Origin of the sequence: Marinicella gelatinilytica, from assembly GCF_026410405.1 — a bacterium.
In the GTDB taxonomy this organism is placed as follows: domain Bacteria; phylum Pseudomonadota; class Gammaproteobacteria; order Xanthomonadales; family Marinicellaceae; genus Marinicella; species Marinicella gelatinilytica.
Map to the genome: position 1 here is coordinate 1 of NZ_JAPMLN010000017.1, position 16,339 is coordinate 16,339.

The window sequence follows — 16,339 nt, forward strand, 5'->3', positions numbered from 1 at the left end:
TTTATTATCAGTGATTAAAAACTTAACTCATAAATGGGGCGCTGCCCCAAACCCCGCTGCTCGGCGCAGTGCCGTGGGTAAGTGTAAGAGAAAAAGAATGAAAACTTAAAAACAACACAGCCAAAATAGGCTGAAAACCACAAAAAGCCTTTGAAATGAAGGAGGCGTTCATATATGTCGAGATAGGCTGGATTCGGTATCGACCTATCTCACAGTCAAACCAAAACATAAACCACAGTTTTAGTTAATCACCATGCAAGCCGCGAGCGGGTTACGACATGGCATCTTCACTAAGTTGCTCGCAACTTGGCACAATCAGTTGGGATTTTAGCTTTCTTCGGGCGTTAATTTATCTTGGGTTTTATGCTCAAAATCACTGGTATCGTGACGTTCGTGCAGCTGTTCGTTGAGTTCGCCCCAGGACCGGTTAACTTTTCTGCCGCGTTGCACGGCGGGTCTGGCATCAATTTCTTTGGCCCAGCGGCAGAGGTTTTGATAACTTTTAACATCGAGGAATTCAGCAGCATCGTACAGACGACCAAGTACCAAAGCACCATACCATGGCCAGATGGCGATATCAGCAATGCTGTATTCATCACCACAAATGAACTGTTTATCAGCCAGTTGTTTATCCAGAACATCCAACTGACGTTTTACTTCCATGGTGAAACGGTCAATGCAGTATTCAATCTTGGTCGGGGCATAGCTGTAAAAATGACCAAAGCCACCACCCAAATAGGGTGCGCTGCCCATTTGCCAGAACAGCCAATTAAGACACTCAGCCCGTTGACTTGGCTCTTTTGGGATAAGGGCATCGAACTTATCAGCCAAATACAATAGGATTGAGCCGGATTCAAACAAGCGTGTGGGTGGGTTTGTGCTGTGATCCATCATCGCCGGTATTTTTGAGTTTGGATTAACCGCCACAAAGCCACTGCCAAATTGATCGCCTTCCATAATATCAATTTTATGGGCATCATATTCAGCGTCCTGGATACCTAAGGCCAGCAGTTCTTCAAACATAACAGTCACTTTAACGCCGTTGGGTGTCGCCAGAGAGTACAGTTGATGCGGGTGTTTGCCGATGGCTAAGGTCTTTTCATGGGTGGCGCCGGAAATGGGGCGATTAATGTTACTAAATTGTCCGGCGTCGGTAGTGTCCCATTGCCAGACTTTGGGTGGTATATATTCACTGGTATCGCTCATGGTGATTTCCTGATTTGATTGTTATTTAGATGTTGTATCTGATGATGCCATTATCAAGTCCAATACGTCGTCATTATGTGGAAGTAGGATGGGCTCTGCCCATCAAAACCCAATGACAATCTTATCGCATCAGTTATTTTGATGGGCGGAGCCCATCCTACGATACTTGGAGTGCTGCTGAGCAGCACGACCCGCCGAGCCGGTTGGTGAGCGAAGCAGCCGCTTCCGCTCCAAGCTCTCGCGACAGGCCTCCATCCCTGGAGGCCAATCAGAGGCGAAGAGAATAGCCAATGAACACATGGCGGTTTCACGCAGTGAAGAAGCCTTGTGTGAATGGCGTCATTCGTGCGAAGTTATAAGAAGTGTTCGCCGTGGCCGCTTTCACTTTTGTCGGGAACAAAAGTGAATGAAGTCCCAAGAACACACCTTTTACATTTAACGCCTTAGCCATGTTATCATCTTATTAATAATACTTTTTCACGTCTAAACCCTACTGTCTGATATCGATAGCCGGTTTAATAACATCAAATAGGTCATCTCCATGAAATTATTAGTTCGTAATCTCGCTCGCACCACCACGGAACAAGAATTAAAAGCCATTTTTGCCGACTTTGGTAGGGTTCAGTCCTGTAATCTGGTACTCGATAAAGCCACCGGTAAATCCAAAGGTTTCGCTTTTGTCGAAATGCCAAAAGTCGGTGAGGCTAAAGTCGCCATCCAAAAACTCAATAACAAAGATATCGCCGGTAATAAGATACGGGTAAAGAAGGCTGAAGATAAAGTGGCGACACCGCCAAGAGTTTCCAAGGATGTAGAGAAATAGGCCGTAATCAATTGAAAGCAAAAGTAAAAGTTATTATGTGGAAGTAGGATGGGCTCCGCCCATTATGTTTGGGTATAGTAATGGTGCCATCATAATGTATTAAATTATAATTATTTATTAGTGGAATGATAATTAAGAATTGTTTGCTTTTAAGTTTTTGCTTATTATGCTGTAATAATTGAAACCTTACAAACCAATGATCAAATGAATTTTGAAAAAATAATGATCAAGCTGTTTTACTCTAAAACTCCTGAGAGATATGAGAGAATATTAGTTAGATGGGAAGCTGAGGATAAACCCAATAAATTAATAAAATTTGAAGATTTTTTGTCGGCTAAGTTTACAAAAAAACCTTCTTCTGGCCGTTTTTATAATAAAAAGAAGTGGAAGTCGATTAATTATTTTTATGAAATCATAAATATATTGGGTGTATCAAAAAATCAGTTAGAAGTTTTAAAAAATTATAAAATCAAATTTGATATCGAGAAAATTAATTTCCTTGAAGCCCAGAAACTAATAAACGATAAAGAAGAACAACTGAAACAAATCAGGGAGGCTGAAATAAAACGTGTTGGAAATTTGCCAATCACATCATATTCATTTAATAAGTTGAAAAAATATGGAATTAATGTTTCTAAAGATATAACAAGAACTCAAGGTAATGAACTAATTTTTAAATATGAAATGGACCAGCAGTTAAGATTAATTTTGAATGACTTTTCTAAAAGGAATGAGGATATATTTTTAAAGATTGAAAAATCAATTTCACATTGTGATTTAAATGAAATGAAAGAGTTTGTTCAGGAATTACAAGAAATGAATGGTTATTTTAATGAATTTGATAAGACTGGGTTTGAATTTATTTTACCAAAAGAATTAAATTTAGAAAATATTAAAAAATTAAATATAAAATTTGAAAATGCATTATTTGAACTAGAAGATGTAATAGAGCAAGTTAAAGATAGATATATATCAACATTTGAAGGTGATTTTAGAATTATTGGAAAACTCTCAAAGAGTAACTTTAAAAAGTTTAACCTAAGTGTGATTAACAAAATCCTAAATGACAAAGAAAAATTTGATTTTGATAGCCATATATTAGAAATGATAGTGATAAATTTCCCTGAGGTTAAAATTAAAGCTAAATATTATTAGCGGAAGTAAAAAGCTCCCAACCTAAACTTCTAAATCAAAAGTTATAAAATCGTAGCGACAAGGCATGCCTTGTCGTTTTTAAATTTTTAGAAAAGCTTCGCTTTTGTTATCTGGCGATAACTGGGTGTCCGGGTCAACAAAATAAGGGCCTCTTAGGGCAGCCCGAACACGTCGCAATGAGGGAAAGGATTGATCCAATAGTTAAAATAAATGGGCCCACGCCGGAGCATGGGCACAAGAACTTTTATCTGTTTGTAATGGCGTATCAGAGCTCTATTTATTCTTTCTCAAAATGCGTTTTGATGTATTGATTAAGCAAGCGCACGCCGAAGGATGTTGAGCCGGGGGAGGCTTTAACCGGGGTGGTTTTATCGCTCCAGGAGACGCCGGCAACATCAAGGTGAACCCAGGGGGTGGTATCGCGAATAAAGGTGCCGATAAAAGCCGCACCGGCGCTGGCACCTGGGGCGTCAGGCCCTGAATTCATGACATCGGCGACGTTGTTTTCGATGGCTTTAAAGTGATTGTCATTTAACGGTAGCTGCCAGACTTCATCGCCGGATTGCTTGCCGGCTTCGATAAAGGGCGCGACCAGTTCATCATGGCGGGTGAATAGGGCACCGTAATCTTTGCCCAGGGCACGGCTGGCGGAGCCGGTGAGGGTGGCGATATCGACCAATAAAGCCGGGTTATAGGTTATATCACCGTAATAAACACCGTCAGCCAGTACCAATCGGCCTTCGGCATCGGTGGAGCGGATTTGGATGGTTTTACCGGACATGGAAGTAACCACATCACCGGGGCGTTGGGCATTACCGCCGGGCATGTTTTCGGCCAGTGCCGCAATGCCGACGACATTGACTTTGGCTTCACGGCCGGCCAGCGCGTAAACCGTACCAATGGTGGCGGCGGCACCGGACATATCAAATTTCATATTCCACATGTTGGAAGAGCCTTTAATACTGATGCCGCCGGTATCAAAGGTGATGCCTTTACCCACCAGAACGATAGGGGCTTGGCCTTTTTCACCACCCATATACTCAACAATCATCATACGCGGTGGATTTTTACTGCCACGACCGACGCCATATATTGCGCCCATGCCTTGTTTGAGCATGTCTTTTTCATCCAGTGAATGGATTTTAATGTGATCGATGCCTTTAAAATGACTGCGCCATTGATCGACAAAACTTTGCGGGTAAATAATATTGGCCGGTTCATTGGCGATATCACGGGTGAACCAGATACCATCTGCCACCGGATTGAGTTCTTGTGTGTAGTATTGACTGGTTTGGTCGGCTTGATTGGTGATGAATGTCAGTCGCTGTTGATGTTTGTGGCGTTTTTCATCGGTGTAGTATTTGTCGAAATAGTAGCTGCCTAATTTTGCACCATAAGCCACGTTGGCATTGATTTCGATGCTGTTGTCCAGTTCCGAGATATCCATAGTTATCGTCGGCACTGTTTTAAAAGCTTTCACCGCTTGTTGCACCGCATGACCACCAATTTCTTGCCATTGCAGATTGGTTTTACTTTTATCCTGTTCACCTAAGCCAACTAACAGTATTTGGTCAAAACCAGAGCCCATTGGCGCGGTAATTAAGTGTGTGGTTTTGATTTTAGCTTCAAAATCAGCAGCTTTAATGGCATGGCTCAGAGCGCCATTACTGTCCTGATCCATGGCTTGAGCTTGTGGGCCTAAAACACCGTCTTGAAAAATACCCAGGACTAAATTGCCTTCTGTTGGCATGGTGTTAGTGAAGTTAATTTGGGTAGGTTGGGTGGATCGCGCAGCGGTGGCTTCGGTCAATTGCCAACTGCCAAGCATTAAAAGACACAGTGTGAGTAGGGGATTTGTTTTCATGTCTGGATTCCTTGGTTAATGTCAGCCGCATAGAATAGCAAATCACTTTGTTTAATGCATGTGTAAATAGTACCATTAAAGGATTGGTCGGATTTAAAGCTTATTTTATAATGGCCATATGAATTTACCAGCCAACAATCACTGCAGCCGTTGCGGTCTTGACATCGCTCAGGGCCAGACACATCAAGACACTAAACTTTGCCCGAAATGTGGACATGCTCTGAATTCCATTCAACAGGACGTTAGCCAGCCGCCTAAAACCGGTCCGATGTCACAACGGCAGCTCATTCTGATGATGGTGCTATTGCCATTACTGGTGGTGGCGATGACTGTGGGTTCTTGGTATATAATTAAAGTTTATCGACTGCCTTCAGTTGATGTTGAAACCCAATCTATTTTAGATAATTCGGATTGACGACTGTAGCGACAAGGCATGCCTTGTCGTTGGCAATTTTTACAAATAAATTACACCTTTTCTGGTATATTGATGTCTTTAACGAGGGGAAGACCATGTCAAATACCAAAGCCTACGCGGCCTTTAATAGCAAAGACGATTTAAAACCACACAGTATTAACCGCCGAGAACTCGGTTCTAGCGATGTCCAGATTGATATCACTTATTGTGGTGTTTGCCACAGTGATATTCATGTGGCGCATGATGATTGGGGCATGACGGTTTATCCGGTGGTGCCCGGTCATGAGATTATCGGCCGGGTAAAAGCCGTCGGTGCTGATGTCAAAAATTTTAAAGCCGGTGATTTAGTCGGTGTCGGTTGTATGGTGGATTCATGCCGAGAATGTGATCCATGTAAAGATGATTTGGAACAGCATTGTGAACAGGGCATGGTGATGACCTATGGTAGTCCCGACCCGCATCAAGCCGGTGAGATGACTCATGGTGGTTACTCAACCCAAATTGTGGTTGATCAGGATTTTGTGCTGCGGGTTTCCGAAGATTTAGATACCAAAGCGGTGGCACCATTATTATGTGCCGGTATCACCACCTATTCACCACTGAGACAATGGAATGTTAAAGCCGGCGATAAAGTTGGGGTCATTGGTCTCGGTGGTTTGGGTCATATGGGGGTTAAATTAGCGGCGGCCATGGGCGCAGAAGTGGTGATGATTACCACTTCACCTGAAAAAGGTGAAGATGCCAAACGTTTAGGCGCTTCTTCGGTGTTGGTTTCAAAAGACGAGTCCGCCATGGAAGCCCATGCCGGAAGTTTTGATTTTTTGCTGAACACCATTCCGGTGGCGCATAATTTAGATCCATACATTCCTTTATTAAAAATGGGTAAAACCATGTCGTTACTGGGCGCCACGCAGATTGATTGTCACAGCCTTGGCTTGGCATTTGGGCGTAAGGTGATTGCCGCATCGTTGATTGGCGGCATTAAGGAAACCCAAGAGATGCTGGATTTTTGTGCTGAGCATAACATCGTTTCGGATGTCGAGATGATAGATATGCAGGACATTAATAACGCTTATAAGCGGGTTATGGATAACGATGTTAAATACCGCTTTGTGATTGATATGCAGTCGCTTAAAGCGGTCTAAATAGAACGGTATGAGAAACATGTTGCCGGTGCTTAGTTTTTTAAAGCACCGGCAAAATAGGTTTTTTAGCGACAGAAAGCCGGCAGCAATTTGGCTCTGACAGTCGATTCACAATGCCAAGCAATGCCCGATTCAGTTACTTCAGGGAAAAGTTGCACGTAGTCCTCATCACTAAAGCTGTCATCAATGGCGTCAAGATGAATCGTAATAACTCCTGTGGCGTCTTCGAGGCTGATATTGGCTGGCAAATCAGGTAACAGCTCAGTGGCCCCTTGAAAATCACCGCTGTCAATATAGTGTTCCGCGACAGTTATTTTTATCACTGAGGTGTAAGACATTGACTGCATTATTTTAGCTCTCATGGTGTAGTCTCGATAAGCCGGAATGGCGTAGGCGGCGAGAATTCCGGCCACAGCCACAGTCAGCATGCCGGTCTCAGGCCGAATCAAATGCTCAGCCAGTGAGTATTCATAATCTATTTCTACGCTAAAACCTTGACGATCAGAATGCGCTGACAAGCTTAAACGGCCTTTGGGCGGCAGCTTAAGTTCTTGGGCTGTTGGTAAAGTGAATAGATCGATGTTGGTGTCTGCTAAATCCGCCAATGTTTGCACAAATGTTAAATAAAAATAGTAAATGTCACGGGGCATATCGTCAATTTCAGTGCCATAAGCCAGTATTGAATTGTGCCAATCAAGGCCTTGGGTTGCCTGCCATTGACTGAGTTGGGTGGGATTGTCGGTGTTGGCTAATTCAGCCAGGATTTGTGGCACCTTAGCCATATAAATGACATCGTCTTTTTGCATCCAGTAATGATGCTCTTTAAGTAAGCCTAAATATCGCTCGATATCTGTTGTGTTGCTATTGGCTTTACCGGCGCTGAGGTAGAGTTTTTCGATGCTGGAAAAATGCATGTGATAAATGGTCACGCCGGCCAGTTTATTTTGCTGAGGCTGTTCATCGAGAACACCTAGCATTTGTTGGCTTAATGTATTGTGCAAAGCCGAATCTTTAATTTTTAGTGCCATCCAGCGACCGACGTCATCATTGACCAAATAAACTTGTTGTTCATAGGCGTCCAACATTTCACTGGGTTCAAACCCTAAGATATTTTTAAGGTTGTTGCTAATTTCTTGCAGTGCATTTTTAGTATCTTGTGGAATCATTGGCTGATTGACGGCAGTTTGCCACTGCTGACGGGTTGGTAAAGCCATTTGCATAACACTTTTGGGTGCGCCGGCGGTGGTGATATCGAAACTGTGTTCACTGCGTGGCAGGAACATACGCCAGCCGGTTTCTGGCATGAGATAATGGATGGCAAGACTTGATTTACCGGCATTAGAAGAAGTGCCTAACCAGATGTACTGCGTTTTATCGATGGCCAATGGCTCAAGTTTTTGATGTTGTTCCGGAGGGACAAAACCGGCACCTAATTGGTAAAGAGTTGCCGCTGCCATCCACATGCGCAAGTTTAGACCGCTGGGGTCGAGTCGTTTATCCAGATCAAGCACATCGTTTAGCGCCGGATCAGCGGGTTTATTCCATAGTTGATTGAGTTTTTCATTGCTGGCACCGGGACCTGATAGCATAAGAAACTGACCGGTTTTTTCCTGGTATTGAATCCAGTTCGGCATATTCTGAAAGTCAAAGCGCCATAGTTGCTTATCGTCCTGGCGGCTTAATTCAGGGCTGATGCCCGGTGCATAGTCGGTCAGCACTTGATTGACCAGCTCAATCATTTGAGCCGCACTAAAATCTGAAAAGTGAGTGCCGATAGCAACATTTGGCATCAGACCACCGGCCACATAATTGACCGCTGCAATTTCAATGGGACCAGTTTGTTTGTTTAGCAGGGCTTTCAATAACAGTTGACTGTTGGCCGGCACTAAACCCAAATAATTGTGCTCTGCGGCCTGTTTAATCGCTGTCATTTGTTTTTGGAAAATTGTATTTGTTTGTAGTTTATGCAGGCTGTCACCCTTTGGATCGAATAAATAATTCCATAGATTCGGTACGCTGATATAGACCACCGTTTCAGCCGGTAGATGATTGCGTAACCAGCTGCTTTTTTCCACGGCAAAGTCAGAACTTTCTAAAATCGGTAACAGCTTGGTTTCCTGACTGTCTTCCCGGCAACCGCTGAGAAAGGTGGTCAGAGCAAGAATGGTGATAATAACTGCGGAGCGTATTGGCATGGTGAGTTTGAAATTTTTAGTGATGACATTTTAAGCCAAAGTACCGCGTTGTTGACATTTAATTGTTATGTGTTCTTGCCCAGTAATCTGTTTGTTAGGCGGTTTTAATGATAGAATAAATTCATGTTTAGTATCATTTAAAAAAATGATATATTTGTATATCGTTTAAAAAGATGATATTATAATATATCGGATTATTAGGAGATATCATTTGGTGATTTCAGTGATAAAAGGCGATATCGTGGCATCACGGCAATTAAATGATGCCAATAGATGGTTACAGCCTTTGAAGACATTGTTTGCTCAATGGGGCAGCAGTCCGACTCAGTGGGAGCTGGTATGGGGTGATTCTTTTCAGTTGGAAGTCACAGAGCCGGCGACAGTGTTGCATAAAGCGCTGGCCATTAAAGCCCTGATAAAGCAAATTATGCCGGAACAATCCACGCAAACAATCAGTCCTTTAGATGTGCGCATGGGTATTGGTATCGGCGAAAAAACCTTCAGCGGTGAACGGGTGTCGGAAAGTAATGGACCTGTGTTTATTCATGCCGACGATGCTTTTCAGCAATCGGAAAAATCAAAATCCACGCTTTCTGTGAAAAGCCCCTGGTCAGAGTTTGATGCTGAAATGAATCTGTACTTAAAACTGGCCGGTACTTTTATGGATGATTGGTCGGTGTTATCAGCGCAGTTGGTGACCCATGTTTTAAATAATCCGGAGGCCACCCAGGCTGAAATTGGTGCCCGGTTGGGTATAAAACAAAACTCTGTCAGCGGTCGTTGGCATAGGGCTCATATCAATGAGATGCTGGCCGTTGAAGCGGCTTTTCGACAACAACTGGTGGCGCAATTATGATGCTGATATTAATTAAACTAATATTTGCTCATTTATTGGGTGATTTTGTTTTACAGCCACGATCATGGGTGCAAGCAAAAGAAAACAATAAGCTGTTGTCATGGCGATTATACGCACATGTACTGATTCATGGCTTATTGGTTATGGTGGTCTTGGGATCAATACACTATTGGTTACTGGCTTTGGCGGTGATGCTGTTGCACTTTGTCGTTGATGTCCTGAAGCTTTATGCCCAAAGCGAAGACACCCGAACCCGTTGGTTTATCATGGATCAAAGCCTGCATATCATCGGCCTTGTAGCTATATGGTTTTTGTTGTTTAAGCCCAGCATTGATCTATCGACCTGGTTTAACAGTCAGTCTCTTTGGTTGTATGCCACGGCGTTGTTGTTTTTAACCTTTGTGGCGGGTGTGGTGGTGCAAATTCTGATGTCACGCTGGACCGATACCTTAAATGACCTGCAAGATGGATCTTTGGCCCATGCCGGTCGTTACATTGGTATGCTGGAACGACTGTTTGTGTTTTTTTTTATTGTGGTGGGGCAGTGGCAAGCCATTGGCTTTTTACTAGGCGCTAAATCGGTGTTTCGTTTTGGTGACTTGAAAGAATCCAAGAACCGGCAATTAACCGAGTATGTTTTGATTGGCACTTTATTGAGCTTTGCCATTGCCGTGGCCACCGCTATGTTGGTGGTTTATTTAAGTTGAGAGATATTATGTTAACGATAAAACACAGTGAGCGATTGAGCTATCTAATAATGGATGATACCGATGCCGATTTATTGTTCGAATTAGATCAGGATCCGGCGGTGATGAAGCACATTAATAAGGGCAATCCCACCAGCCGTGCTGAAATTAATGATATTTTTATTCCACGAATGATGCAATATCGAAATCCGGAAAAAGGCTGGGGCTTATGGCAAGTCAATACGCTGGCGGATGATGAGTTTATCGGCTGGATTTTGGTCAGGCCCATGCATTTTTTCAGCGATGAACGTGATGATGAGGATATAGAACTGGGTTGGCGTTTTATGCAAAAGAGTTGGGGTAAAGGTTATGCCACAGAAGCCGCCAAAGCCGTGATGACCGCATTACAGCAACAAGTCGGTTACACAAAATTTTCAGCCGTGGCGGTGCCGGATAATATTGGTTCAATCCGAATGATGGAAAAATTGGATATGCAATATCAAAAAACGGCGCTACATAAAGATCCATTGGGTGATTTGGAAGCGGTTTATTATTCAGTGACAATGGAAAGTAATTGAAAGCCATGATTAGACGCATTCAAAAGCAAGACAACGCAGCGGTTAAACAACTGGTGCATGATGTCCTGATTGAGCATGGCCTATCCGGTGAGGGTTTTGCCGGTGTAGATCCGGAAATGGATGATATGTATTCGGCGTATCGGGGTTCAATGGCTGCCTATTATGTGATTGAACAAGCCGGTGAGATTGTTGGTGCCGGTGGCTTCGCACCTTTGGCCGGTTGTGAAGGTGAGGGCATCGCTGAATTGCGCAAGATGTATCTCAGGCCTGAATTGCGGGGGCAAGGTTGGGGTCATCGGCTGTTGATTAAGTGCATCGAAGGTGCTCGACAAGCGGGTTTTAAGCAGATGTATTTAGAAACCACGCCTGAAATGAAAGCCGCACAAAAGCTGTATTTAAAGCATGGCTTTGAATACCGAGATACCCGTTTGGGTGATACCGGGCATGGTGGTTGTGAGGTTTTGATGTCGCGTTGGTTATAAATCGAATTAAATCAATTGGAATAGTATGCTTTGAAGATTAAAGAAATTAACCACAAAGGACACGAAGTAGACACAAAGTGCACAAAGGAAATATAATTTTTAAAACACTTTGCCGAATGGCACTTATTTAAGTGGTTCTATATGTCTAAATTGATGAAATATATAGCAAATTATTAACTCAGTCAAAGAACCTTAGGGTAGTCGACTTCAGCCGACAAGCTTTAAAGCCAACTACCCTTGGGACTCCTATTTGTTGCTTTATTTTAAACTTTGATGGCTCATTAATGACTAAATCTATCAATAACTTAGATTTTAAGTAAGCGTCATTCCACTTTGTGCCCTTTGTGAAAACCTCTGCGATCTTTGTGGTTAAAATCTTTTTTTATGTGTCTTCACGAAGTTGTTCATATCTAAAGACACTATTTTTTTAGCGGGTAATATGTCTTGACCAGTGTTTTACCGGCTAAATAACCACCATAGGCTGCCATAAACCATTGCCAAAACGGTGCTTGGCCGGTATTCATCCAATACACCGGCCAGGAGATGGCGGTGATAAAGTTCATCAAAGAATCAATAAAAAAACGGATGATCATACCGATACTGATGCCGCTAAAAACACCCTCTGATCCGTTTGGCATCGAGAGTAGGTCGAAAATTTCCTGGGCCTCGACAATAATATAGGTCAATACCGCCACCAATCCATAGAAGCCGCCACCAAATGAAAGCCATTTATTGGCCAAAAAATCTTTGTAATTATTTGATGGACGTGAATCTAAGAAGTCATCCTCTATTTCAAGATCATCGTCATCTTTATAGAGTTTCTGAAAATCAGGGTTGGCGTGGTTGCGAATAAAATAAAACATCACGCCACTACACAGCACCATGGTGATAAAAACCAAACTTAACTCAAATAGATGCATGCGGTTTGTCCTGGCTCATAGGCCGGTTAATGGCTTTGCTTTGTGAACAAAGCCACACAGATAATATAATCAGACCGGCACCAATAAGTAACCTCAGCCATTCAATATCACTGTTCCAAAACAAAAAATTCACCAAAATACCCACCGGAATCAGCATATTATTCATGGTCGCGACCTGACCGGTGTTGACCTGTTTAATGGCCATACTCCAGGCCAAATAGCCGAAGGCCGAAGCACCGACACCTAACCAGATAAGCACCGACCACTGGGTTAATTCGATGGCTTTAATATGCCAATCACCAAACAGCACAACGCCCAGCCCTGAAACCAACGAGGCACCCAGGAAAAAACAGGCGAAAACTTGAGATTGTTGTTTAACATCACCCAGCGGCAGACGTTTATAAGCCACTTGGCCGATGGCAAAGCATAGATTGGCACCTTGAATCAGTATAAAACCCATCAGTGCGCCCTGATTAATGCCGTCATAACGAATCACCGCTGCACCGAGCACAGCGATTCCGGCGGCCAGCCACCAGCGTAAGGGTAGGCGCCGCCGACCCAGAATAAATTCATCAATTACGGTAATCCACAGCGGTGTAAATATTGTGAACAATAATACTTCCGGAACGCTTAAATAGCTAAAGGCATTGTATAAAAATAAATACGTCGCGCCGACTTGAATGCCGCCAATAACGACCAAAGCGAGTAATTTTCTCAGCGCAAAAGTGCGCGGCCTGAAGACAGGTAAAAGCACCAGTAAAGCAATAAACACCCGAATAAATACCGCCAAATAGCTGTCCACATGACCGCTTAGATATACACCGATTAGTGAAAAACTAAATGCCCAAATAAAAGTCACCAGCCAAAGAATGGCCATGGCCGGGATATTAAAAGGTGTTTTGTTCGACATTTCTGGCATTATCTATGGGTGATCGAGATAAAAAGAGTGTAATATTATCTTTGTGATCAGCTAAAACAACAAGAAAAAATAAGAGATAGATTCCATGATAACATTTAAAACACACGCTCAATTATTAATTTCACTGGCTGCCTTAACGCTCACAGCTTGTGCAACAATAACCGAAAATAAACAGTCCAGCGAAGATTTATTTGCCCCGATTAAAGCCGGCCCCTATGAAGTGGTTGAACAATCACCGGACAGTGATTGGCGGCCGGTGTCCGCGGATAATATGCTGGTGATGACAGTGTCTTTGGCGGGTGAAGAGCGGACGGTGGTCTTTGAACTGTTACCGGATTTAGCATCTGGGCATGTAGCCAATACCCAGGCTCTGGTTAAACAAGGTATATTTGATAACACCCGGTTTTACCGTGTCATTGATGGCTTTGTAGCGCAGGGCGGACCGATGTTTGACGATGACAGTGACTTACCTGAATTAACTGAAGGGCGATTAAGTATTCCTGCTGAATTAACCTCATCCATTGATTTGGGAGAGCAGTATTTGGCTTTTGATGGCGATGATGGCTTTGCCGATGAAACCGGGTTTTATAAAGGCTTCGCCGTGGGTCGAGATATCAGTGAACAAAAAAGCTGGTTATTACATTGTTATGGCGTGCTTGCCGCAGGCCGTGCCAATGATCCGGATACCGGTGGTACAGAATTGTATATCGTCAACGGTCCGGCGCAGCGTTATTTGGACCGCAATACCACCGTGTTCGGTCGGGTATTAGAGGGTATGGACGCCATTCAAGCGTTGAAAAGAACACAAGATTTATCCGGTGCAGTAGAACTTAAAATAGATGAGAATGTAATTAAGCAGATTGTGGTGGCTTCACAACTGCCACCGGGTCAAAGACCCCAACTTGAAGTGATGCGCACTGATTCAGTGAGTTTTAAACAATTATTAGCCGCCCGTAAAAACCGCAACGAAGACTGGTTTCTGTATCAACACAACTACATCGATGCCTGTGGCGTAGCAATTCCGGTGCGATTAGCAGATTAAGCTGTCATCCCGCTTGTATGTCGATGCTCAACATAACGCCAGACCTTTTCGTGAAAGTAAAACACCAGGGTGTTGATTGTTGGTTCAATGAGAGCCACCGCACCACCGATTAAAAAACTACCGGTGAGGGCATAGACCACTAAAAAGGCCACACTAAAATGGAGAATGGCAAAAGTGAATGTCTTAAGCATAATAACACTCTTAAATGAGAATGCTTATCATTATAATTAAAGATAAACTAATGTCCAGCAATTATCTTAAAAAATAACCACAGATAAGGAGCTGATGCGAAGCATCACTCCGCAATACCTGCGAAGGCCGGTAACCAGCGTCTTCCAGAAAAACCATCGTTTCATAGAAAAGTTTAACCACAAAGAACACCAAGAATACACAAAGTTCACGGAGTAAAGAATAATTAAAAACCTTTGCGAACTTTGTGGTTTATAAAGTAATCGCCACAGACAAAATTTAATCATCTCACTTAGTTTGAAAGTGTTACTTTGCATAGGCTTCAACTAAAAGACACTGGATGTCGTCCTGCGACGGCAAGTAGGGTAGAGAAGTTGCTTCTGTAATTTGAATGTAACGAACAGTATCAACAGAAATAGATGTTGTATTGATCTAAATTTTATAGGATTTTATACAACGCATTTTTCCGTACCGGCGAAGGCCGTTACCCAGTGCCTTTGAGAAAACCATCGTTTGACATAAAAAGCTTAACCACTGAGGACACCAAGAATACACTAAGCACACGGAGTGAATAAAAAAAACTCTTTGTGAACTTTGTGAAAATCTTTGCGTGCTTTGTGGTTAATCCTTCCTCTGTGTTCTCTGTGCCTCTGTGGTGATCTCTTTTTGTATTTAATTGTTACTTCTGTTAGGTTCTGGAAGGCGCTTCGCCAAACTTCTTTTTATAAGCTCGGGAAAAATTACCGACGTGTTGGTAGCCCACTGCCAAGGCGACTTGTTTAATGGGCTGAGTGGTTTCTAACAGTAATTTGTGTGCCGCAATGAGGCGTTCATTGCGAATAAAGTCGGCCACACTGTTACCGGTGTGCTGTTTAAAAATCCAGTTCAGGCGGTTGCTGTTGATTTCATGTTGTTCTGCCAGTCGTTCGATTGAAAAGGTCTGGTTTAAGTTGGCCTTAATATAGGCCGCGGTTTTTTTATGTATTTGTTGATCGATGATGCTGAGTTTGTTTTGCTTGATTGTTGGTTCGCAGTATTGTTCAAAGCATTCGGCCTGGAACAGGCGTGCCGCGCCGTCCAGTTTCATTTGATTAAAGGGGCCGCGGGCATAGGACAAAAATAAGCCGGTGCCTAATTTTTGCATTTTTTTCGTGGGAATGATTTTCTTGGTGACGATGACCTTGCCATAAGGTTGGTTAAATGCACTTAACTTATTGAAACCGGCTTCACTGAGGTTGTTCTTTAAATCTTGTATGGTCATGGCCACGCCGACATGGCGGATTAACACGCCTTTTTTAAGGTGGAAAGCGACACCTTCTGTATCCACACGTATTAACAGTGCACTTTCCGGATTGATCAGGTCTTCTTGTCCATCTGTTTGACGCATGAGCGAATGGCCTTGCAGGTGAAAAATACTGCCAACCCAAGGCTCGGTGTAGCTTGAAAGAAGATTTAACACACAGTCTTCATTGGCTTTGAATTCCAGACGATACAAAAAACCACCGCCTGAAAGGGTTGTTTGGTCCATGCGACCGCTGACGCCGGGTGCCTCAATAGTCACGCCCTGTTCGATGTAGATGTCATGTGATTTAAGGTTAGTCAAAGGTTCAGTCGGCATGGGATAGGTATGTTTTTTTTGGGTTTAGGGAACTTATCAACTAAAAATGATAAAACTTATTTTAATGATAACAGTTTCTGATAGAGCCTGTAAATAACATTTGCTAAGCTGATTACCGGGAAAAATAAAAATATTTTGAGGATAACAGCTTGGTTTTACGCTTTTAAAAGTTGATAAAGCCAATGACGTTGGTCGTAAATAAAAAGCCTTAAACAAAAAACTATACAAAGCCTAAAACACATAAAC

Annotated in this window: 16 protein-coding genes; 9 read left to right on the forward strand and 7 right to left on the reverse strand. The window is 43.0% G+C overall.

What is annotated here, in order from left to right:
- Window positions 1–327: 327 nt before the first annotated feature.
- Window positions 328–1,206, reverse strand: coding sequence for a glutathione-dependent disulfide-bond oxidoreductase (yghU, locus tag OS173_RS11295; protein ID WP_267184398.1), 879 nt, complete (start codon window positions 1,204–1,206; stop codon window positions 328–330).
- Between the two features lie 541 nt (window positions 1,207–1,747).
- Here yghU and OS173_RS11300 point away from each other — a divergent pair.
- Together OS173_RS11300 and OS173_RS11305 are read left to right on the forward strand one after the other, a co-directional pair.
- Entirely contained in the window at window positions 1,748–2,029 is a 282-nt protein-coding gene (locus OS173_RS11300; protein WP_267184399.1) for an RNA recognition motif domain-containing protein, read from the forward strand.
- A gap of 204 nt (window positions 2,030–2,233) precedes the next feature.
- Entirely contained in the window at window positions 2,234–3,184 is a 951-nt protein-coding gene (locus OS173_RS11305; protein ID WP_267184400.1) for a hypothetical protein, read from the forward strand.
- 277 nt (window positions 3,185–3,461) lie between these two features.
- On the opposite strand, the gene OS173_RS11310 is transcribed toward OS173_RS11305, so the two are convergent.
- Window positions 3,462–5,048, reverse strand: a complete 1,587-nt coding sequence (locus OS173_RS11310) for a leucyl aminopeptidase (protein WP_267184401.1) — start codon at window positions 5,046–5,048, stop codon at window positions 3,462–3,464.
- A 118-nt stretch (window positions 5,049–5,166) separates the two neighbouring features.
- Between OS173_RS11310 and OS173_RS11315 the strand changes: the two genes are divergently transcribed.
- A complete protein-coding gene (locus OS173_RS11315) occupies window positions 5,167–5,463 on the forward strand; it encodes a hypothetical protein (protein WP_267184402.1) in 297 nt (98 codons plus the stop codon).
- Window positions 5,464–5,558: 95 nt separating this feature from the next.
- A complete protein-coding gene (locus tag OS173_RS11320; protein WP_267184403.1) occupies window positions 5,559–6,608 on the forward strand; it encodes an NAD(P)-dependent alcohol dehydrogenase in 1,050 nt (349 codons plus the stop codon).
- 65 nt (window positions 6,609–6,673) lie between these two features.
- On the opposite strand, the gene OS173_RS11325 is transcribed toward OS173_RS11320, so the two are convergent.
- Window positions 6,674–8,803 (reverse strand): pilin, encoded by a 2,130-nt coding sequence (locus tag OS173_RS11325; protein WP_267184404.1) that lies wholly within the window; start codon window positions 8,801–8,803, stop codon window positions 6,674–6,676.
- 214 nt (window positions 8,804–9,017) lie between these two features.
- On the opposite strand from OS173_RS11325, the gene OS173_RS11330 reads away from it, so the two are divergent.
- From OS173_RS11330 to OS173_RS11345, 4 genes are read left to right on the forward strand one after another with little or no spacing between them, the layout of a single operon-like run.
- Complete coding sequence (locus OS173_RS11330) at window positions 9,018–9,659, forward strand: hypothetical protein (protein WP_267184405.1); 642 nt, start codon at window positions 9,018–9,020, stop codon at window positions 9,657–9,659.
- On the forward strand, window positions 9,656–10,366 hold the full coding sequence (locus OS173_RS11335; protein ID WP_267184406.1) for a DUF3307 domain-containing protein: 711 nt from the start codon (window positions 9,656–9,658) through the stop codon (window positions 10,364–10,366). The genes OS173_RS11330 and OS173_RS11335 overlap by 4 nt, the downstream gene beginning before the upstream one ends.
- Before the next feature lie 8 nt (window positions 10,367–10,374).
- The gene (locus tag OS173_RS11340; RefSeq protein ID WP_267184407.1) at window positions 10,375–10,923 is read left to right on the forward strand and encodes a GNAT family N-acetyltransferase; all 549 of its coding nucleotides are present in this window, start codon (window positions 10,375–10,377) and stop codon (window positions 10,921–10,923) included.
- Window positions 10,924–10,928: 5 nt separating this feature from the next.
- Window positions 10,929–11,405, forward strand: a complete 477-nt coding sequence (locus OS173_RS11345) for a GNAT family N-acetyltransferase (RefSeq protein WP_267184408.1) — start codon at window positions 10,929–10,931, stop codon at window positions 11,403–11,405.
- A gap of 419 nt (window positions 11,406–11,824) precedes the next feature.
- Here the strand turns inward: OS173_RS11345 and OS173_RS11350 are convergent, their stop codons facing one another.
- Complete coding sequence (locus tag OS173_RS11350; protein WP_267184409.1) at window positions 11,825–12,325, reverse strand: hypothetical protein; 501 nt, start codon at window positions 12,323–12,325, stop codon at window positions 11,825–11,827.
- Window positions 12,312–13,235, reverse strand: a complete 924-nt coding sequence (locus tag OS173_RS11355) for an EamA family transporter (RefSeq protein ID WP_267184410.1) — start codon at window positions 13,233–13,235, stop codon at window positions 12,312–12,314. Before OS173_RS11355 ends, OS173_RS11350 begins: the two co-directional genes overlap by 14 nt.
- 94 nt (window positions 13,236–13,329) lie before the next feature.
- On the opposite strand from OS173_RS11355, the gene OS173_RS11360 reads away from it, so the two are divergent.
- Complete coding sequence (locus tag OS173_RS11360; protein WP_267184411.1) at window positions 13,330–14,286, forward strand: peptidylprolyl isomerase; 957 nt, start codon at window positions 13,330–13,332, stop codon at window positions 14,284–14,286.
- Here OS173_RS11360 and OS173_RS11365 read toward each other — a convergent pair.
- Together OS173_RS11365 and OS173_RS11370 are read right to left on the reverse strand one after the other, a co-directional pair.
- Window positions 14,283–14,477, reverse strand: coding sequence for a DUF2061 domain-containing protein (locus OS173_RS11365; protein WP_267184412.1), 195 nt, complete (start codon window positions 14,475–14,477; stop codon window positions 14,283–14,285). The genes OS173_RS11360 and OS173_RS11365 overlap by 4 nt on opposite strands.
- 686 nt (window positions 14,478–15,163) lie before the next feature.
- On the reverse strand, window positions 15,164–16,093 hold the full coding sequence (locus tag OS173_RS11370) for an AraC family transcriptional regulator (protein WP_267184413.1): 930 nt from the start codon (window positions 16,091–16,093) through the stop codon (window positions 15,164–15,166).
- Window positions 16,094–16,339 lie beyond the last annotated feature (246 nt).